Here is a 21,590-nt window from a genome sequence, read left to right as displayed (position 1 = left end):
ATGCTAACTCAACTAAGGGACATAGTTGAAAAGGTTATGAAGCTTGATGATGTTCATCAAGCTTTAAACCTATTAGTTAAAGAAACGTGCCAAGCAATGCGAACAGACTGTTGTACAGTCTATTTGGCTAATGATGAGCATCAACGTTTAGAGTTGATGGCCACGCAAGGTTTGCAGCTCAGAGGTAATTCAATTCAAATTGGTTACGACGAAGCACTTGTTGGTTTAGTACGATGCAGCGCAGAACCGCTTAATTTAGCAGAAGCCTCAAAACACCCTAATTATAAATTTTTTCCTCAGCTGGGCGAGCAAGTTTATAATTCCTTTCTTGGTACTCCAATAATACATCGTAAGCAAGTATTGGGTGTGTTGGTTATTCAGCAAAAATCGCCTCGCTTGTTCAGTGAGATGGAAGAGTCATTTTTAGTGACTCTTGCTGCGCAAGTCGCGGTCATTATCGCTCATGCTCAGGCTCAAGGTCTTTGGCTGCTCTCAGACCAAAGCTCCGAAAAAACAACCGGTATTGCGGCTTCACCTGGTGTTGCTGTTGGTCCTTTTTGGTGGGATAACACTCAGCCTGAGTTGTCGGATGTGTTACCAGCATCAACGATCAATATTGAGCAAGAACATGAATGGTTAATGCTGGCTATTGAAAGCGCTATTAATGACTTTCGACGTATGCGTAAAAAGTTTGATGGCGAACTAAATAAAGATGCTCTAGCTATCTTTGACTTATTTACTCACTTACTCAATGACCCTATGCTTCGTGCTGACTTAAAGGCACAGATCAATAAAGGTGATCGTGCAGATTGGGCTCTAAGGCAAGTAGTCGAAACCTACTCCTATCGATTTGCTCAAATGAGTGACGTATATATGCGAGAAAGAGCTCAAGATATTAAAGAGCTCGGCCAGCGTTTACTTTACTTTTTACACAATTCTGAATCAGGTCAAATTGAACTAGACAAACCGGTTATTTTGGTTGTAAGTGAACTCACAGCCTCAATATTAGCCAGTATACCTAAAGAAAAGCTACTAGCAGTTGTGTCACTCGAAGGCGCAGCGAACTCTCATGCTGCTATTCTATCTAGAGCATTGGGCGTGCCTGCTATTATGGGTGCGGTCTTGTCGCCAGAATCGGTACATAACCGTATCGGAGTGGTGGACGGCTATAGCGGTGACATTCTTGTTGAGCCTAATGAGCAAATATTAGATGAGTATATAGCCTTACAGACCGAAGAGTATGAGTTATCTCAAATGGTTGAAGGGGAACTTGCTCAAGAAGCCTGTACTCAAGATGGAAGCAGGATTGAAGTACTGCTTAATGCTGGCCTTAGTGCAGATTCTAATATTGCTATTAACCAAGGTGTTGATGGCGTTGGTCTATATAGAACTGAAATTCAGTTTTTAATGGAACATCGATTTCCATCTGAAGATGAACAAACTCAACAATATAGAAAGGTATTAGAAGCGTATGCGGGTAAAAATGTGGTGATGCGTACACTCGATATTGGTGGCGATAAACCTTTACCTTATTTACCTATCGAAGAAGATAATCCATTTTTGGGATGGCGAGGTATTCGTTTTACCTTGGATCATCCTGATATATTTTTGATCCAATTCAGAGCCATGTTACGTGCCAGCGTCGGGTTAGATAATCTGCGTATTTTATTACCGATGATCGCCAGTTGCCAAGAAGTTGATGAAACATTGGCATTGTTAGAGCAGGCGTATATCGAAGTTAAAAAAATTGAGCCTCAGGTGAAAAAACCAAAAATTGGTATCATGGTGGAAGTGCCTTCGATGATTTACCTATTGCCTATGTTGGCGAGTAAAGTCGATTTTGTTTCGGTTGGGAGCAATGACCTTACTCAATACTTACTAGCAGTTGACCGTAACAACTCCAGAGTCGCTAGTATATATGAGTCGATTCATCCAGCCGTACTTCTTGCTTTAAAGCAAATTTTAGACACTTGTAATCAACATAACATTCCTGTGAGTCTATGTGGCGAATTAGCCGGAGATCCAGTTGGCGCACTTTTGCTGGTTGGTTTAGGTTACACTACATTGAGTATGAATACTTCGAATGTTGCTCGAGTAAAATACTTACTCAGACAGTCCACTATGTCTGATTTAAAATCGTTTGCCGAACAATCATTGACTAAGCAATATAGCAAAGACACTTATTCAATGATGTTCAAGTATTTAGAAGATAAAAACCTTGCTGGCTTTACTCGCGCAGGGAAAAAATAGAACCTAAATAATAGAAGCAACAATTAAATACAGCTTCCCTATATTTTTATTGTTTATCATAGGTAAAATAGCGGCATTAGATTTATCGCGTTTGTCATTTAAAAGAGTAAATATTTATGCCTCAAGGCTTTATTGATTTCCCACAAATTGATCCTATTCTCGTTTCCATAGGCCCTGTATCTGTTCGTTGGTACGGATTGATGTATCTATTTGGTTTTATGTTTGCAATCTGGTTAGCCAACAGAAGAGCTGATAAACCCAATAGTGGTTGGACTAGAGAACAAGTTTCGGATTTGCTTTTTGCAGGTTTTTTAGGTGTGGTAGTTGGTGGCCGTGTTGGCTATGTTTTATTCTATCACTTCGATTTATTTTTAGATGATCCGCTTTATTTATTTAAAGTGTGGACTGGCGGTATGTCTTTCCATGGTGGTTTAATTGGTGTTATCTCTGCCATGGCATGGTATGGGTATCGCAATAAACGCACTTTCTTCAGTGTCGCCGATTTTGTCGCTCCTCTTGTGCCATTTGGTCTAGGTCTTGGCCGCTTAGGTAACTTTATGAATGATGAGCTTTGGGGACGAGTGACCGATGTTTCTTGGGCGGTATTATTCCCGAGTGGTGGATATTTACCACGTCATCCTTCTCAACTTTATGAAGCGTTCTTAGAAGGTGTAGTGTTGTTTATTATACTAAATATCTTTATTCGTAAACCAAGACCAGCAGGCGCAGTGTCGGGTTTATTTTTGATCGGATATGGTGCATTTCGCTTTATCGTCGAGTATTTCCGCGAGCCAGATGAGCATTTAGGTCTATTTGGTAACTTTATTTCCATGGGACAAATTCTGTCATCTCCGATGATAATTATTGGTGTTTTGATGATGATTTGGGCCTATAAGACCGAACGCCAAGCAGTAAATAAAAAAGGGTGAGATTGTGAAACAGTATTTAGATTTGTGTCAACGCATTGTTGACGATGGCGTTTGGGTCGAGAATCGTCGAACTGGTAAGCGTTGTCTTACCATCATTAACGCCGATTTGACTTACGATGTGTCGAATAATCAATTCCCTTTAGTGACTACTCGAAAAAGCTTTTGGAAATCGGCGGTAGCTGAATTACTTGGTTATATTCGTGGGTATGACAGTGCAGAAGATTTCCGAAAATTAGGGACTAAAACTTGGGATGCCAATTCAAATTTGAATGAAGCTTGGTTGAATAATCCGCACCGTAAAGGTGAAGATGATATGGGGCGAGTTTATGGTGTTCAAGGTCGAGCTTGGGCGAAACCGGATGGTGGGCATATTGATCAACTTAGAAAAATTGTTGACGACCTTTCTAACGGAATTGATGACCGAGGCGAAATCTTAAATTTTTACAATCCTGGTGAGTTTCATATGGGCTGCTTAAGGCCGTGTATGTATAGCCATCATTTCTCTTTACTGGATGGTACTCTATATTTAAATAGTACCCAACGTTCATGTGATGTGCCACTTGGTTTAAATTTCAATATGGTTCAGGTTTATGTGTTTTTAGCCATCATGGCACAAATCACGGGTAATAAGCCTGGATTGGCTTATCATAAAATTGTTAATGGTCATATATACGAGGATCAATTGCCTTTGATGAAGGACGTGCAATTAAAACGTAAGCCTTTATCGGCACCGCAATTTAAAATAAACCCTAAAATTAAATCATTAGAAGATTTGGAAACGTGGGTAACATTGGATGACTTTGAAGTTGTTGGTTATGAGAGTCATGAAGCCATCAAGTATCCATTCTCGGTATAAAAGTTCCTACTCTCAATATAAATAACTAATTGAATAAAAATCCCCCAGTAACGTTCTGTTGCTGGGGAATTTTCTATTTATACCTTATTTTACAGTACAACTAACCGTTAAGTGGTAAGTGCTAATATCGTTCCTGGCATAACAATAAACACAACGACCAAATAAATTGCGACTACCGCTTTGTTTTTCATCGCCATATCAGAAATAATATCTGCACCTTTGAGCGGTAATTCGCGTAAAAAAGGGATGCCGAAGATAAATACCGTCGCAAGGATATTAAAGGTTAAGTGAACCAAAGCAATCTGTAAGGCATAAACGGCAAACTCTCCTGTTACTGCTGTTGCAGCCAATAAAGCAGTAATACACGTACCTATATTAGCACCTAATGTAAATGGATAGATATCTCTTACTTTGAGTACACCTGTACCAACTAACGGAACCATTAGACTTGTTGTCGTTGACGATGATTGAACTAAAATCGTGACAATCGAGCCGGAAAAAATACCGTGTAGTGGTCCTTTACCAATCGCGCTTTGTAAGATGTTTTTTGCTCGGCCAACCATTAACTTCTTCATTAATTTACCCATAAAAGTAATAGCAAAGAAGATGACACTGATACCCAGAGCAATAAGGATGACACCTGTAACTACATTACTAAAGTTACTGAGAAAATCTGTAAGAGATGAGATAACCGGTTTGGTTAATGGTTTGACAAAATTAAATCCTTTTATACTCATATCACCTGTTGCTAGCATAGGCGAAACCAGCCAGTGGGAAATTTTTTCTAATAAACCAAAAGCCATTTCGAGTGGTAAAAAGATGATAACGGCCAACAAATTGAAAAAATCATGAATAGTTGCACTTGCAAAAGCACGTTTAAATTCATGTTTACATCTCATATGACCTAAACTGACCAAAGTATTGGTAATGGTTGTTCCTATATTTGCGCCCATGATCATTGGAATCGCAGTACTTACAGGTAAACCACCAGCAACTAAACCTACAATAATTGATGTAACGGTGCTTGATGATTGGATTAGAGCCGTAGCAACTAAGCCTATCATTAAACCTGCTACAGGGTGTGAAGCAAACTCAAATAGGGTCTTTGCTTGTTCACCGACGGCAAGCTTAAAGCCCCCCCCAACCATAGATACAGCAAGAAGCAGTAAATAAAGCATGAATACCAAGTTAGCCCAACGCATAACATTAGCCATTGAACATTGCTGCGGTGAGTCTGTTGTTGTCGCTTGGTTCATTTTTTTCTCCAGGACGTAATACAAGTTAATTAACTTATCTGACGGGCATACTAGAGAGTAAATATTTCACTAATATTACATTTTTATAAAACTAATGTTTTATCTGTACTTATTTATTTGGCTTATTTTAAAAATAAATCAATACTTAACTTGTTGTTTTTTTAATGTTTAACTTTTGTTTTTGTTGTGTTTTTTATTCAATTAGTGATGCTTTAGGTGACTTTTTCCATTAGTTTTATTGCAATTTTAATAAATTGTCACTAATTTGATTTCGGAAAAACTTGTTGTTTTGGTTCTTTTGTTCGAATATAACGAAGTTATAGCGTCATAAATATATCATATCAATATGAGTACATTATCAATGTAGGTACACTAACAGTAATAGGTACACTAACAACAATAGGTACAATAGACGAAAATGAGTGGAATTGCATAATGTCACATTTGAATTATAACCACCTTTACTACTTTTGGATGGTGTGTAAACAAGGATCGGTATCGAAAGCTGCCGATGCGTTATTCTTGACACCTCAAACGGTTACAGGGCAAATAAAAGCATTAGAAGAAAGGGTAGGGGGCAAACTAACTAAACGCAGTGGCCGGAGTATTCAACCTACTGAATTGGGCCAACTTATATACAAATACGCGGATCGTATGTTTGGGCTAAGTTATGAAATGTTGGATATTGTAAATTACAGCCAACGATCGAACGTTTTATTTGATGTAGGGGTCGCTGATGCTCTTTCTAAACGTTTGGTAAGTAAAATATTGATGACCACAATCCCTGAGGATAATAGTATTCATTTGCGCTGTTTTGAATCGACGCATGAATTGTTACTAGAACAGTTGTCGCAACATAAATTGGATATGATTCTTTCTGATTGCCCGGTTGATTCAACTCAAAGTCCGGGACTATATAGTAAAAAATTAGGAGAAAGCTCATTGAGTTTTTTTTGTTCTGGTCATATTGAAAATATTAGTTTCCCAGAAATTTTGCAAGAACGAAAATTATTGGTTCCAGGAAGTAGAACATCAATGGGAAGAAAAATTTCTCAATGGTTTGATCAGCAAGGTATACAAGTTAATATTCTCGGCGAATTCGATGATGTGGCGTTGATGAAAGCGTTTGCTCGCTATCACAAAGACGTTATTTTCCTTGCTCCTAACCTTTATCTTTCTGAAATAGGCCAAGAACTGTCTTCACAACTGATTGCTAATGTGAGTGAATTGAAAGAAGAATATTATGTAATTTTTGCTGAGAGGATGATTCAACACCCAGCAGTTAAAAATGTGTGTGACGCTGATTTTGGTCATTTGTTTGACTAAATTAGGCTTTTCTTGTTTAGAAACTTGATGAAAAATCGATATAGAGGTAATTTGTCTTACTATTTTGTAAATAAGCACTATTTATAAAACTAAAATTTACTTATAAAGATGAATAGAAATTAGATAAATAACTTAAATCAGTGTTATTTAGTTGGATGGAGAGCAGCAAAATGAACCTTCAGGATATGGAACAAAATTCTGCACAGGCAGTGGCTTTATTGAAAGCTATGGCGAATGAGCGAAGATTACAAATTCTTTGCATTTTACATGATCAGGAATTATCTGTAGGTGAATTGTGTTCTAAATTAAATCTTAGTCAATCTGCTTTGTCTCAACATCTCGCTTGGCTAAGACGTGATGGGTTAGTCACAACGAGAAAAGAAGCTCAAACCGTTTATTATTCCCTACATAGTCACGAAGTAAAAGAGATGATTCGTTTGCTTCATTCTTTGTATTGTGTCGTTTAGAGCTTATTCTTTATAGAATTAAAAGGTGATTTGACTTCGTTTTTCTTAAATTGTTTTATTTTAGATATAAAAAAACCGGCAAATGCCGGTTTTTTTTCGCTTAAATCAATTCTTAATAAAACAAAAAGTAATATTAAAGAGCTTTGATTGCAGAAGCGAAACGAGACTTGTGACGTGCAGCTTTATTCTTATGAATAACGCCTTTATTCGCCATACGGTCTAGGATAGGTGAAACTACTGCGTATGCAGTTGTTGCAGCTTCTTTATCGCCTGCTTCAATAGCAGCGACAGTTTTTTTCATGTAAGTGCGCATCATAGAACGACGGCTAGCGTTATGCTGGCGACGTTTCTCAGCTTGGATAGCGCGCTTCTTAGCAGATTTACTGTTTGCCAAGGGTCTAACTCCCAAAAACTTTAGTTCGGTGACAATTTAAGGCGGAAGAGGATGCCTCTTTCATACCAATATGTCAAATGATTTGTGCAAAAACTCAACTAAATCCACACAAATTTGGAATAGTTAGGTTAACGCGGTTAAGATGGCGGGATTCTAACAGTATTTCAGTACCAATGCCATTAAATAAGTGACCAAAATACATGCTTGCTATAAATTGGTATTTAGTTTTGCTATTTATGTAAATAAAAGAGGTATTTGTGAGCAAGCGACTCTTAAAGTCAGGCTTAATTGTCAGTGCAATGACACTTATTTCACGTGTGTTGGGTTTAGTTCGTGATGTTGTTGTTGCCAACCTTATGGGAGCAGGGGCGAGTGCTGATGTGTTTTTCTTTGCTAATAAAATCCCCAACTTTCTTAGGCGATTGTTTGCTGAAGGTGCATTTTCTCAAGCATTCGTTCCAGTATTAACTGAGTATCAAGCGCTAGATGATAAAGATAAAACTAGGCAACTAATTGCCAAAGTATCGGGTACGTTAGGGGTGCTTGTTACTATAGTGACCGTATTTGGTATTGCTTGTTCGGGAGTTGTTACCGCTATTTTTGGTGCAGGTTGGTTTATTGATTGGCTAAATGATGGGCCGTCAGCTCACAAATTTGAATTGGCCAGCCTTATGTTAAAAATAACGTTTCCCTATTTGTGGTTTATTACTTTTGTTGCGTTATCTGGTGCGATTCTTAATACTTTAGGCAAATTTGCCGTTTCATCATTTACTCCTGTTTTTTTGAATGTAATGATTATTGGATCGGCCTTATTTATTGCTCCTAACTTATCTCAGCCAGAAATTGGGCTCGCCATTGGAGTCTTCTTAGGCGGAGCTGTTCAATTTATGTTTCAAATCCCTTTCCTCATTAAAACAGGCTTTCTTGTAAAGCCTAAGTGGGGATGGCGAGATCCTGGTGTGGTTAAAATTCGCACATTGATGATACCTGCATTATTTGGTGTTTCTGTTAGCCAAATAAATTTGTTGTTAGATACTTTTATAGCGAGTTTCCTAGCAACCGGATCGATTAGTTGGCTATATTATTCCGATCGTCTTCTAGAGTTTCCTTTAGGTTTATTTGGTATTGCCATTGCAACGGTAATTCTTCCTGCACTCTCTCGTAATCATGTGGATGCGCATAGCGAAGGATTTAGAAATACCATGGATTGGGGGATTCGCATGGTGTTGCTACTTGGTTTACCCGCCATGCTCGGGTTAATGGTATTGGCAAAGCCTATGCTTATGGTGCTGTTTATGCGTGGAGAGTTTAGTGCTTATGACGTACAACAAGCATCAATGTCTTTATTTGCTTATGCCTCTGGTTTGCTAAATTTTATGCTAATTAAGGTGCTTGCTCCGGGGTATTACTCAAGGCAAGATACTAAAACTCCAGTCAAATATGGAATAATAGCAATGAGCGCCAATATGGGCTTTAACGTCATTTTTGCCTATTTTTATGGTTATGTTGGTTTAGCGATGGCAACGGCTTTATCAGCTTTTGTTAACATGGCATTGCTTTATAGAGGACTGCATATTGCACAGGTATATCGTTGTTCTAAGCAGACTGTACTCTTTGTATTTAAGTTGTTTATTTCTGGTGCGGTAATGGTTTACGTAGTTAGTTGGCAGTTACCAGCAATGTCTGTTTGGCTTGAATGGGAACTGTTCGAACGGGTGGAAATGCTAACTTTATTGATTTTGAGCGGAGCGGTTAGCTATTTATTAGCTGCTGTCATTCTGGGGGTTAGACCTCGACATATATCACCGACAAATTAATAAAAAGCTTAGGGTTGTTTTAGTTTGCTAAAAGAAAGTGTACCAATGGAATATTGACGTTATTTACATGATAATAAAAGCAGTTACGGACAAAGGTTGTTTGGTATATAATCCGACGTTTTCGTACTAATTATTTTAATAAACTGGACTGGGGTTGCTCATTTTAAGCTTAGTTTATGTTATGACGTTGAGTTTGTAGTTGATCTAATGGAATTGATTCGTGGCATTCACAATATAAAAGCGCATCATAGTGGGTGCGTTTTGACTATTGGTAATTTTGATGGTGTCCATTTAGGACATATGGAAGTGTTAGCGCAAGTCGCCCATCAAGCTAAACTTCTCAAGGTCGCCTCAATGGTTATGACATTTGAGCCACAGCCTATGGAGCTTTTTGCAAAAGAGAATGCTCCGGCGCGACTTAACCGACTACGCGATAAATATGTTCAACTTAGTAAGTTAAAAATCGATCGATTACTGTGTGTTAATTTTAATCGGCGTTTTGCCGACTGGACTGCAGAATCTTTTATAAGTGACTTGTTGGTTCGGCGCTTGAATGTTAAATTTTTAGTCGTTGGTGATGATTTTTGTTTTGGTCGAGGCCGAGTCGGTAATTTTGCCATGCTTAAAGAAGCGGGTTTAAAGTACGGCTTTGAAGTCGTCAGTACACAAAGCTTTTGTGTCCAAAAACAAAGAGTCAGTAGTACTGCTATTCGCCAAGCATTAAGTGAGAATAATTTAGCAGTAGCAGAAAAATTGTTAGGTAGAGCATATAGTATTAATGGTCGCGTATCTCACGGGCAAAAACTAGGACGAACGATTGGTTTTCCTACTGCCAATATACCGTTAAAACGAACGGTTTCACCTGTATCTGGTGTCTATGTTGTTCAGGTGTATGGCGTGAGTGACAAACCGTTAGGCGGTGTCGCTAATATAGGCCAACGACCGACAGTAAATGGTGTACGCCAGCAACTGGAAGTTCACTTATTTGATTTTAGTGAAAATTTATACGGAAAACAGCTTGAAGTTTCATTGTTGAAAAAGCTGAGAGAAGAAAAACGTTTCGAATCATTTGAAGCGTTGAAACAACAAATTGAATTAGATGCTGATGCTGCACGGGTGTGGTTACATCAGCTAGAGAATTAGTTGAATATTCAACTAAATAATGTCTAACGCTCGCCCAAGATAACGGAATTAAGAATCAATGACAGACTATAAAGATACCCTGAATTTACCAGAAACAGGGTTTCCAATGCGCGGTAACTTGGCTAATAGAGAGCCAGAAATGCTTAAGCGTTGGTATAAAGAAGATCTTTACGGTGAAATCCGTAAAGCAAAAAAAGGCAAAAAATCCTTCATCTTGCATGATGGCCCTCCCTATGCCAATGGTGATATTCATATTGGTCATGCGCTGAATAAGATTCTTAAAGACATTATTATTAAATCTAAAACCTTAGCAGGATATGATGCACCTTATATTCCGGGTTGGGATTGTCATGGATTACCTATTGAATTAATGGTTGAGAAGAAAGTCGGTAAGCCAGGTCAAAAAGTAACTGCGGCTGAGTTTCGTGAGAAATGTCGTCAATACGCGGCAGGCCAAGTAGAAGGTCAAAAAGAGAGCTTTAAGCGTCTTGGTATTACTGGGGAATGGGATAAGCCTTATCGCACCATGGATTTTGGTACTGAGGCAAATATCATTCGAGCATTAGGAAAAATTGCAGATCAAGGCCACTTATTGAAAGGGTTTAAGCCTGTTCACTGGTGTACGGATTGTGGGTCTGCTCTTGCTGAAGCTGAAGTGGAATATAAAGATAAAGTGTCTCCGTCTATCGACGTGAAATTTTTAGCCGTTGATGAAGATAAAGTGGTTGAAAAGTTCTCATTGACCAAAGATCACCAAGGTCAAGGTGATATTTCAGTTGTTATCTGGACCACAACCCCATGGACACTACCTGCAAACCGTGCAGTTACGGTAAGGGAAGATTTAGAGTATGTCCTTATTCAGGTTGAAGGTGACAATCCGCATAGACTAATTGTTGCCTCTGAACTTGCAAAAAGTGTGATGGATCGCGCGGGTATTGAGCACTATCACAACCTTGGGTTCAGTTCAGGAAAAGAATTGGAACTGGTTCGCTTTAAGCATCCATTCTATGATTTTGACGTTCCAGTTATTTTAGGCGACCACGTAACAACCGATGCAGGTACTGGTATTGTTCATACCGCACCTGGTCACGGTCAAGAAGACTTTGTTGTTGGTCAGCAATACGGTTTAGAAACTGCTAACCCTGTCGGCTCTAATGGTGTCTTCTTGCCTGATACTGAACTTTTTGCTGGACAACATGTATTCAAAGCAAATGATGCGATTTTAGACGTATTGAAAGAGCGTGGTGCTCTATTACATCATCATGCCTATGAGCATAGTTACCCTCATTGCTGGCGCCATAAAACGCCGATTATTTTCCGTGCAACCCCACAATGGTTTGTTTCAATGGATCAAGCTGGATTGCGCGCCAAAGCCTTAGAAGCAATTAAAGGTGTACAGTGGATCCCTGACTGGGGACAGAGCCGTATTGAGAGCATGATAGAAGGTCGCCCTGAATGGTGTATCTCTCGTCAACGTACCTGGGGCGTTCCAATTGCGTTATTTGTTCATAAAGAAACAGCAGAACTTCACCCTAATTCCCCTGAGCTAATTGAGAAAGTAGCAACGTTGGTTGAAGAAAAGGGTATTCAAGCATGGTGGGATGTTGATCCTGCTGAGCTAATGGGTGAAGAAGATGCTGCAAAATATGAAAAAGTTCTAGATACTCTAGATGTTTGGTTTGATTCCGGTGTGACTCACTATTCTGTGGTTGATCATCGTGAGGAATTCAACGGCCATACAGCGGATATGTATCTTGAAGGATCGGATCAACATCGAGGTTGGTTCCAGTCTTCAATGATTTCTTCTATTGCAATGAAAGGGATCGCACCGTACAAGCAAGTGTTAACTCACGGTTTTGTTGTTGATGGTCATGGCCGAAAAATGTCTAAATCGGTTGGTAATGTTGTTGCACCAAAAGATGTTACTAATCGTCTTGGTGCCGATATTCTACGCCTGTGGGTTGCTTCAACAGATTATACTGGTGAGGTGGCTGTTTCTGATGAAATCTTAAAACGTAGTGCTGATGCGTATCGTCGTATTCGTAATACTGCGCGCTTTTTATTAGCTAACCTAAATGGCTTCAATCCTGAAACTGACTTAGTGCCAGTTGAAGAAATGGTCGCACTTGATCGTTGGGCTGTTGGACGTGCGAAAGCAGCTCAAGAAGAAATTGAAAAAGCGTATGACGAGTATAATACACACGGCGTTACGCAACGTTTGATGCAATTTTGTTCGATTGAAATGGGCTCGTTCTATCTCGATGTGATAAAAGATCGTCAATACACTGCGAAAAAAGGTGGTAATGCTCAACGTAGTTGTCAAACGGCACTTTATTATATCGTCGAAGCTTTAGTACGTTGGATGGCTCCAATAATGTCATTTACTGCCGATGAAATCTGGAATGAAATGCCTGGTAAGCGTAGTAAATACGTATTTACTGAAGAGTGGTACGACGGGTTATTTGGCCTTGCAGAGGGTGAGCCATTAAACGATGAGTTTTGGAGTGACGTTCAACAAGTTCGTGGTGCAGTAAACAAATTGCTTGAGTCAGCGCGTAAAGAGAAAGTTATTGGTGGTTCATTACAAGCCGAAGTAACGCTTTATGTAGACGCAACGTTAGCGGATAAATTGAATAGTTTGCAAGATGAGTTACGTTTCGTTCTTCTAACCTCAAAAGCAGCAGTTAAATCTTTGACTGAGAAAACAGATTCTGCTCAAGAAACAGAGATTGAAGGTCTATTTGTCGATGTGGTTGCTTCAGATGCACAGAAATGTGATCGCTGTTGGCATCACGTTGCAGATGTTGGCACGATTGAAGGTCATGAAAAAATCTGTGGCCGCTGCGCGTCAAATGTTGACGGTGATGGTGAAGTACGTCAATTTGCTTAATCTAAATATATTATGACTATGAAAGCAATGACACTTAAACAATCTGGAGTTCGCTGGCTATGGCTAGCGGCTTTAGTGTTTGCTTTTGATATTGGTATTAAACTGGTTGTTATGGACAGCATGGGGTATGGATGGGCACATCGAATAGAAGTGTTACCTTTCTTTAATCTGTTGTATGTCCATAACTACGGCGCTGCTTTTAGCTTCTTGAGTGATCAAGCTGGTTGGCAGAGATGGTTTTTTGCTGCTATCGCCTTTTTCGTTAGTGGCTTACTTTTGTTTTGGATGAGTAAATTACCTGCAACTGAAAAGTGGAATAATATTGCTTATGCAATGATTATTGGTGGTGCACTTGGTAATGTATTTGACCGGCTAGTGCATGGTTTTGTGGTTGATTACCTAGATTTTTTCTGGGGGAGTTATCATTGGCCAGCTTTTAATCTTGCTGACTCTGCTATTTGTATCGGTGCCGCTATGATTATTTTAGATGGGTTCTTTAGCTCTCGATCGAGTTCGAAATAGCTTATTGGGCGATAACCAAAAAAGAAACCAGTAACTTACTTATTAATAATAAGATTAAGTAACACTCTATTAAATAAACACCAGTGAGGATTTCCTCTTCTGGTGTTTTTTATTTATAGTCAATCGCTCTATATAAATCACATCTCTTACATCCGGATCAAACTTGTGGTTTTTAAAACCTTCGGTTGGTGGTTAAATAGAGAATATTATCCCCTTATTATCTTTAGGAATCTGTTAAGCCATGTCTAAAATCTCATCTGCCAGTACTAATTCGTTTGATTCAGTCTCTTCTATTAGCAAAACTGAAATCATTAATAATAGTAAAGTGGTACTTCATTTTACGATTAGACTAGCGAATGGTTCGGTTGCAGATTCAACCTACAATATGGGAAAACCGGCTCAATTATCAATTGGTGATGGAAGCCTGAGTGAAAACTTTGAAAGTCACTTGCTTGGTTTGTCTGCTGGCGATAAAAAATCTGTTGACCTTAAAGCAGAAGATGCTTTTGGTGCTCCTAATCCTGATAATATTCATCATATGGACCGTTCTAAATTTGTCGGTGACGCTGCAGTCGAAGTCGGTACTATTATGGCTTTTTCTGGACCTGATGGCGTCGAAATACCAGGAATTATTTCAGATATCACGGGTGATTCCGTAACCGTCGATTTTAATCATCCTTTAGCTGGGCAAGATGTTACCTTTGAAGTTGAAATATTATCTGTAGAATAACCTACAAAGATAAATGAAGAGTTATTAAATGAAAATATTACTGGCGAATCCTCGAGGATTTTGTGCTGGAGTGGATCGCGCTATCAGCATTGTAGAAAGAGCTTTAGATTTATATAAGCCACCAATATATGTGCGTCATGAAGTTGTACACAATCGTTTTGTTGTGGAAGGCTTAAAGCGCCGAGGGGCTGTTTTTATCGAAGAACTTCATGAAGTACCGGATGATAATATTGTTATTTTTTCTGCTCACGGAGTATCTCAAGCGGTGAGAGAAGAGGCGAAATCTCGAACATTAACGGTATTTGATGCTACTTGTCCTTTGGTCACTAAAGTGCATATGGAAGTGGCTCGTGCAAGCAAGAAAGATATGGAAGTGGTGCTGATTGGTCATGCTGGGCATCCAGAAGTTGAAGGGACAATGGGGCAATATGCTAGTGCCAACGGTGGAATGTATTTGGTTGAAAAACCAGATGACGTGAGTAAGTTGGTGGTACGTGATCCAAGTAATCTACATTACGTGAGCCAAACAACACTCTCTGTTGATGAAACCGCTAGTGTTATCGAGCGGCTTAGAGCGGTATATCCGGATATTCAAGGACCACGTAAAGATGATATTTGTTATGCGACTCAAAATAGACAAGATGCAGTACGTGAGATGGCGCAACAAGTCGATGTTTTAGTGGTGGTGGGGTCTAAAAACTCCTCTAATTCTACTCGATTGAAAGAACTCGCAGAAAAATTAGGTACAAAAGCCTATTTAACGGATTGTCCTGAGGATATTAGTGCGGATTGGTTTAACAATATGGTTAATATTGGCGTGACTGCTGGTGCTTCGGCGCCTGAAGATCTCGTTGACCAAATTTTAGATAGAATAAGAGAGCTTGGCGCAACTGAAGTCGAAGAAATTTCAGGTAGAGAAGAAAATATGTTTTTTGAAGTTCCAAAAGAACTACAAATAAAAAATCTTTCTTAGGTTTCCTATTTATAAAGTGAGCCATTAGCCACTAACACTAAAATAAGTTTCATCAATTGTTCTAAAAAGGGAGGAGCGAATATGCTCCTCCCTTTTTAATTTATAATTACTTTAGGCTGTTTTCGCGGTTGATTCGACTTTCTCTCCATCTAGTTCTTCATCGAGTAAATCTATGTCTCCTTTACCCTTGGAAATAGTAATTACGTAGGCAGTAATCGATATTGCTGCAATAACGCCAACAACGGTCGATATGGATATTGGTAAACCAAAGCCTAATTTAGAGCTGCTCATAATAAAGGATACGCAAACCGTCGTCATAAACATGGCTGGAATGGTCGCAATCCAATGTAATTTATTATGACGAAGTAGGTATGCAGAAGCTGTCCAAAGCATGATAGTTGCAGTAGATTGATTAGCAAATCCGAAGTAGCGCCATATAATACCAAAATCTACTTGAGTCAAAATTCCACCAAGAACGAATAGCGGAACGGCCATCAAAAGACGTTTAGGTAAAGTTTTTTGCTCAACATTAAAGTATTCAGCAAGAATTAATCGACTCGAACGGAATGCAGTATCGCCAGATGTGATTGGGAGAATGACCACACCAAGGAAAGCTAAAATACCGCCAAAGACACCTAACAGGCCAAATGAAGAACTATAAACTACATTGCCTGGTCCACCAGCAGCAACCGCCTCTTGCAACCCTTCTACTGAGCCAAAGAAAGAGAGCGCAAGAGTACACCAAATAATAGCGATAACACCTTCACCAATCATTGCACCATAAAATACAAAGCGACCATTTTTTTCGTTTTCCATGCATCGAGCCATCAATGGAGATTGAGTCGCGTGAAAACCAGAAATCGCACCACAAGCAATAGTAATAAATAGCGCAGGCCATAATGGAAGGTTATTGGGGTTCATATTAGTGAATATATCACTGATCACAAAACCACCTAAGACAGTGTGTTCGCTTGAGATAACAATTGCTGCCATTAAACCAATAGACATAAAGACAAGTAATGCGCCAAATAAAGGGTAAAAGCGACCGATAATTTTATCTACAGGTACAATAGTTGCGATAATGTAGTAAGCAAAAATAAGCACAACCATTGTGACATTGGATATTTCAAAAGACGTTTGCTCGTTAACAAGGTTGGTGATCATACCTGCAGGAGCGGAAACAAACACGACCCCAACTAGTAGTAAAAGGACGATAGCAAAAACGTTCATAAAATGGCGCGCTCCGTTACCTAAATAACGGCCTGACAGCGCTGGTACTGAAGCTCCTTTGTTACGAACAGATAGCATCCCAGAAAAATAATCGTGCACACCACCAGCAAAAATACAACCAAACACAATCCAAAGTAGAGCCGAAGGACCATATAGCGCGCCCATAATTGGACCAAATATAGGACCAACACCAGCAATATTTAGTAATTGCACAAGATAAACTCTAGGCGTTGACATTGGTACAAAATCGACACCATCTTGCATGGTATGCGCCGGAGTCTTACGATTTTCGTTAATACCGAATACTTTCTCAACAAAAGTACCATAAATAAAGTAGCCACCGATTAAGGCTGCTACACAGAAAAGAAACCACATCATATTATTTGTCCCACGTTTAATCGTTATTTGTATAGTTCAGTTTTAATATTAAATTGGGTTAATGTTAGTTGCATTCCATGTGTGCTTGAGTGGACCTATTCTGTGTTAAGTGGCATTTATTTCGATTTAATGGTTTGGTGTGTTTTTTTATGTGACCAAGCGCATTATTTGGGTAAATAGTCATACATCTTAGATATAGGCGCATAGCTATTTGACTTAAAAGAAAATATAGCTCATTTTTAGTAAGTATATTGAATCTCTGAGGAATGAAAATGTTAAGAGGTAAAATGGGCTTGTTTGCACTCTCGCTATTTTTAATGGCTTGTTCCTCAAGTGATATCGACTTGGCTAAAAATGGTGATTGGTACCAAATTGGTTTTTCTGATGGTATTAAAGGGTTTCATACTCGTTCTTTTAATGATTTACAGAAATTAGGTCAAGTGAATCAAGCCGAATATGATCAAGGATATATTGAGGCAATAAAGGAATATTGTAACCCTAATTTTGCTTATCAAATTGGTTTTTCTGGTCAATATTATGAAGGTGTATGCGAAGGAACAGCCGACGCGCAAAAATTTAGAATGGAATGGCTGAGAGGCTGGGAAGATTCTCAATAGTGTTATTTAGTTCATGCGTTAATTGTTCTTTTACGCTTAATAGTTCAACTTATTTTACATGGTGAAGGTTTAATTAATGCTCACTAAAGATATGTACAAAAAAGGACAGATTTTAATTGGTGTTGTGTGTCTTGTCGTCTTGCTTTTTTTAGCTGCGTTACTTTTGTGGTCTGGGCGTTTTTTTACGACGATAGATCAATTTACTTCAATTACTCATTTAACTTATCAACTAGATAAGGCTCGTCTAAGCGAACTGACTTACATGAGAGATAAGGATGAGAATAGCGCTGAGAACACGGCATTTTATATTGATCAAGTACTCCATACTATAATCAAAATAGAACAAATAGATGGACGTACAGATGAAGACCAACAAGCGTTGGATCTCTTTACCCAGCATATCTTAGATTATAGGAAAAACTTCAACATATTGGTCGAACAAAGACTGCAAATCAATGTGTTAAATTCCACGCTACGCACTCAAGCAAATAATGCTGTTTCTTTAGTTGAGCGGCTAGTCCGTCAACCGTTGTCTTCTGAACTGGATAATTTTGATGCATTAGATAACCTGAAATTAGATTTATCAAATTTACTTCAAATGGAAAAAGAGTATTTACTGCTTAAATCTCAAGAGAGTAAATCTCTTTTTATCTCACAAATTAATCAACAATTGGATCATATAATTGATGCTGCCGATCAGGTTGAAATAAAACTCGTTAGCAGTAATGCTATTCAAGATATTAATGGTTTTGTTGCTTGGATTTCTTCTTATAAATTGACTTTTGAGCAACTGGTAAATGCTGATTTAAATGGGGTGAGCATCAGTAAAAATGTTATCTCATCAGTATTAAAAGCCGATGAGATTCTGCAAAAATACTTGGATCTTCGCTACCAAGATTTGCAACGCTCTAGAGATAATTCTAAGTATTTATTTTATTTCGCCAGTGTGTTTATTTTTATTATGTTATGGCTCATGGTTATTTTGCGCCGTTCTCAAGTCGCAATGAGAGATCTGAACCTGTCGGTTAAACAAGCAAAAGAAAAAGTAGAAGAAAAGCATCGTTTATTAACGACTCTATATAGCAGTATTCCTGATCTTATTTATATTAAAGATACTCAAGGGCGATATATCGATATTAATAAGAAGTTTGAAAACTATATTGGAGTAGGTAAATCTCAAATTATTGGCCATCAAGACGCTGATTTTTTCGACAAAAATGATGCCGAAAAACTACGAGAACAAGATTCAAATGTGATGGCTACTAGAGAAACGCATCGCTATGAATTTACGCTTCGCCTTGATAATACCGATAGCGAAAGCATCCCTTTTGATATTGTTCAAACTCCGCTATTTAATAATGATGGAGTCATGATGGGGTTAATGAGTATTGCACGCGACATCACTGAAAGAAAACGTCAACAACAAGCTTTGCAACAATCACAACAGGAAGCGATTCAAGCCAATAAATCTAAATCCGATTTTTTGGCAAATATGAGCCATGAAATAAGAACCCCAATGAATGCTATACTCGGTATGAGTTATTTAGCTTTGCAAACAGACCTCGATACTAGGCAACGGAACTACATACAAAAACTCCATCGCAGTGCTGAATCTTTACTCGGAATCATTAATGATATTCTCGATTTTTCGAAAATCGAAGCAGGAAAAATGCAAGTTGAGCAAATAGACTTTGAATTAGAAGACGTCTTTGATCAACTTGCTAACTTAGTGGGATTACGTGCTGAAGAAAAGTCTCTAGAGTTCCATTTTGATATTCCAAGTGAAATACCAATGTCGCTTAAAGGTGATCCGCTGCGTTTAGGACAAATATTGACTAATTTAGGTAATAATGCCGTCAAATTTACCGATAAAGGAGGAGAAGTTATTATTAAAGTTATTCTCTTAAGTCGTAAAGAGAATATTCTTTCGTTGCGGTTTGAGGTTAATGATAGTGGAATAGGAATGACGCCAGAACAGATGTCTCGTCTGTTTCAATCTTTTTCTCAAGCAGATTCATCAACAACAAGAAAATATGGAGGAACAGGGCTTGGTCTAACCATTTGTAAAAAGCTTGTTGAAATGATGGGGGGAGAAATTGGCTGTAGCAGCGTAAAAGGAGAAGGAAGCCAATTTTATTTTGTGTTAGATTTTGTGATTCAAAAAACTCAATCGATTGAAATTCAAAAAATCACCTCTAAACTAGATCACCTAAATATATTATTAGTGGACGATAATTTAGCATCTAGAGACATCTTCACTCAAATGCTGACCAGTTTTTCTTTTAGTAATACGTCGGTTGGCAACGGAGCTGACGCGATTAAATCCATTGTCGATGCAGAAAAAAACAATAAAAAATACGACATTGTTTTGTGTGACTGGGATATGCCAGAAATGGATGGGATAGAGACAGTGAAACAGATTATATCTCATTCAGCTATTACTCATAAACCAAAAGTAATTTTACTGGCCAGCCATGCTAAAGAGAGTGCATTTGACGTTACTAATGAGTTGGGTATCAATGATGTTATTTTTAAACCAACGACCTCTTCTCATTTGCTAGACAGCATACTAAATACTATTGGTGCAAAAAATCTCATAGAAAATAGTAATAAAAGCAGAAAGGATGATTCATGTGAAGCTCGAAAACACTTACGTGGAGCACATGTTTTATTAGTCGAAGACAACGAAATTAATAGAGAGCTAGCTGTTGAATTATTGACTACAAACAAAATGACTGTCGTGTTAGCTAATAATGGTCAAGAAGCTTTAGATAGAGTAGCTGAGCAATCATTCGATGGGGTATTGATGGATTGTCAAATGCCGGTAATGGATGGGTATACGGCGACCAAAAAAATTCGCCAACAGCATCATTTGGCTGTACTACCGATTATTGCAATGACGGCAAATGCGATGGTTGGCGATAAACAAAAAGTGTTAGATGCTGGAATGAATGACCATATATCGAAACCTATTGATGTTGATGGCATGTTTATTACCATGGCTAAATGGATACATCCTGAAAGAAAAGTAACGGATACCATTGAAAGCAGCCATCAAGAATTAAACTCTGAATTGAATGTTCCGAATATTTTTGCAATCGATATAGAATCAGGCTTAAAAAGAGCTCAAAATAACTCCCAACTTTATGTCAAATTACTAAAACGTTTTTATCATAATTATCAACATTTCGTAGAAGATTTTAACAAAGCATTAAATGATAATCAGAATACTGACCAAGCGGAAAGGATGGCTCATACCTTAAAAGGAATCGCTGGAACAATAGGAGCCAATCAGGTATGTAGCGCGGCCGAACAGCTTGAATCTGCTGTAAAAAATAATGTATCTGATAGTAACGCGAGTTTATTGCGCTTAGTTGAGCAACTCGAACCTACTTTAATTGATATAAAAGATAAATTAGTCGATATAAATAGTTCTCCAGAACAGCAGGTTGTTCGGCGGGAGCTTAATTATGAGAAACTAGATACGTTGCTTGTGCAATTAGAACATTGTATTGCTGAATACAATACTGAGGCCTCGGAAGTTGCTCAACAGATCGCAAGTATCTTGGAGTCTACCGATAGAGCTGACTCTTTCAATAAGATAATCGATTATGTTCAAGAGTATGAATTTGATGCAGCTGCCGAATGTTTAGTTGACTTTAAAGGTAAAAATAGCCGTTGATTTTTTCTTCGAGGACAGCCACCTTATGAAGGAGTTGTCTACTAACTCCATACTAGGACAGGCACTTTAATGGCTTTACTTAAGTTTAGTAGTGTTTATCGGGACAGACACTGTATGAAACAAACAGACT

At 38.4% G+C, this 21,590-nt stretch carries 16 protein-coding genes; 13 read left to right on the top strand and 3 right to left on the bottom strand.

From position 1 onward, the window contains the following. From ptsP to R3X26_RS08425, 3 genes are all read left to right on the top strand, one after another. Positions 1-2,250 carry a phosphoenolpyruvate--protein phosphotransferase gene (gene ptsP, locus R3X26_RS08435; RefSeq protein WP_317716855.1) on the top strand — a complete coding sequence of 750 codons (2,250 nt, stop codon included), beginning with the start codon at positions 1-3 and terminating at the stop codon, positions 2,248-2,250. A 116-nt stretch (positions 2,251-2,366) separates the two neighbouring features. Continuing rightward, complete coding sequence (lgt, locus tag R3X26_RS08430; protein WP_317716853.1) at positions 2,367-3,179, top strand: prolipoprotein diacylglyceryl transferase; 813 nt, start codon at positions 2,367-2,369, stop codon at positions 3,177-3,179. 4 nt (positions 3,180-3,183) lie between these two features. Then, on the top strand, positions 3,184-4,035 hold the full coding sequence (locus tag R3X26_RS08425; RefSeq protein WP_317716851.1) for a thymidylate synthase: 852 nt from the start codon (positions 3,184-3,186) through the stop codon (positions 4,033-4,035). A 107-nt stretch (positions 4,036-4,142) separates the two neighbouring features. On the opposite strand, the gene R3X26_RS08420 is transcribed toward R3X26_RS08425, so the two are convergent. Beyond that, positions 4,143-5,291, bottom strand: coding sequence for a Na/Pi symporter (locus R3X26_RS08420; RefSeq protein WP_317716849.1), 1,149 nt, complete (start codon positions 5,289-5,291; stop codon positions 4,143-4,145). A gap of 435 nt (positions 5,292-5,726) precedes the next feature. Here R3X26_RS08420 and nhaR point away from each other — a divergent pair, with 435 nt between their 5' ends. Together nhaR and R3X26_RS08410 are read left to right on the top strand one after the other, a co-directional pair. Beyond that, complete coding sequence (gene nhaR / locus R3X26_RS08415; RefSeq protein WP_317716848.1) at positions 5,727-6,617, top strand: transcriptional activator NhaR; 891 nt, start codon at positions 5,727-5,729, stop codon at positions 6,615-6,617. 170 nt (positions 6,618-6,787) lie between these two features. Next, positions 6,788-7,084 (top strand): metalloregulator ArsR/SmtB family transcription factor, encoded by a 297-nt coding sequence (locus R3X26_RS08410; protein ID WP_317716846.1) that lies wholly within the window; start codon positions 6,788-6,790, stop codon positions 7,082-7,084. A 133-nt stretch (positions 7,085-7,217) separates the two neighbouring features. Here R3X26_RS08410 and rpsT read toward each other — a convergent pair whose 3' ends face one another. Beyond that, complete coding sequence (gene rpsT, locus R3X26_RS08405; protein WP_317716844.1) at positions 7,218-7,478, bottom strand: 30S ribosomal protein S20; 261 nt, start codon at positions 7,476-7,478, stop codon at positions 7,218-7,220. 257 nt (positions 7,479-7,735) lie between these two features. Between rpsT and murJ the strand changes: the two genes are divergently transcribed. The 6 genes from murJ to ispH all read left to right on the top strand — a co-directional run bounded on the left by murJ (position 7,736) and on the right by ispH (position 15,553). Beyond that, positions 7,736-9,295 carry a murein biosynthesis integral membrane protein MurJ gene (murJ, locus tag R3X26_RS08400; protein ID WP_317716842.1) on the top strand — a complete coding sequence of 520 codons (1,560 nt, stop codon included), beginning with the start codon at positions 7,736-7,738 and terminating at the stop codon, positions 9,293-9,295. Positions 9,296-9,502: 207 nt separating this feature from the next. Beyond that, on the top strand, positions 9,503-10,438 hold the full coding sequence (gene ribF, locus R3X26_RS08395; RefSeq protein WP_317716840.1) for a bifunctional riboflavin kinase/FAD synthetase: 936 nt from the start codon (positions 9,503-9,505) through the stop codon (positions 10,436-10,438). A gap of 58 nt (positions 10,439-10,496) precedes the next feature. Then, positions 10,497-13,328 carry an isoleucine--tRNA ligase gene (ileS, locus tag R3X26_RS08390; RefSeq protein ID WP_317716838.1) on the top strand — a complete coding sequence of 944 codons (2,832 nt, stop codon included), beginning with the start codon at positions 10,497-10,499 and terminating at the stop codon, positions 13,326-13,328. Between the two features lie 12 nt (positions 13,329-13,340). Then, positions 13,341-13,850 (top strand): signal peptidase II, encoded by a 510-nt coding sequence (lspA, locus tag R3X26_RS08385; RefSeq protein WP_317716837.1) that lies wholly within the window; start codon positions 13,341-13,343, stop codon positions 13,848-13,850. Between the two features lie 241 nt (positions 13,851-14,091). Then, positions 14,092-14,580, top strand: a complete 489-nt coding sequence (gene fkpB / locus R3X26_RS08380) for an FKBP-type peptidyl-prolyl cis-trans isomerase (protein ID WP_317716836.1) — start codon at positions 14,092-14,094, stop codon at positions 14,578-14,580. Between the two features lie 28 nt (positions 14,581-14,608). Beyond that, positions 14,609-15,553, top strand: coding sequence for a 4-hydroxy-3-methylbut-2-enyl diphosphate reductase (gene ispH / locus R3X26_RS08375; RefSeq protein WP_317716834.1), 945 nt, complete (start codon positions 14,609-14,611; stop codon positions 15,551-15,553). Positions 15,554-15,664: 111 nt separating this feature from the next. Here ispH and R3X26_RS08370 read toward each other — a convergent pair whose 3' ends face one another. Next, positions 15,665-17,161, bottom strand: coding sequence for a carbon starvation protein A (locus R3X26_RS08370; protein ID WP_317716833.1), 1,497 nt, complete (start codon positions 17,159-17,161; stop codon positions 15,665-15,667). A 272-nt stretch (positions 17,162-17,433) separates the two neighbouring features. On the opposite strand from R3X26_RS08370, the gene R3X26_RS08365 reads away from it, so the two are divergent. Continuing rightward, entirely contained in the window at positions 17,434-17,778 is a 345-nt protein-coding gene (locus R3X26_RS08365) for a DUF2799 domain-containing protein (protein ID WP_317716831.1), read from the top strand. A 76-nt stretch (positions 17,779-17,854) separates the two neighbouring features. Beyond that, complete coding sequence (locus tag R3X26_RS08360; RefSeq protein ID WP_317716829.1) at positions 17,855-21,460, top strand: response regulator; 3,606 nt, start codon at positions 17,855-17,857, stop codon at positions 21,458-21,460. Positions 21,461-21,590: the final 130 nt, after the last annotated feature.

The organism is Vibrio sp. TH_r3, from assembly GCF_033101115.1.
Lineage (GTDB): Bacteria > Pseudomonadota > Gammaproteobacteria > Enterobacterales > Vibrionaceae > Vibrio.
The sequence above is the reverse complement of the archived record's forward strand: the minus strand, read 5'-3'. Positions and strand labels throughout refer to the sequence as shown.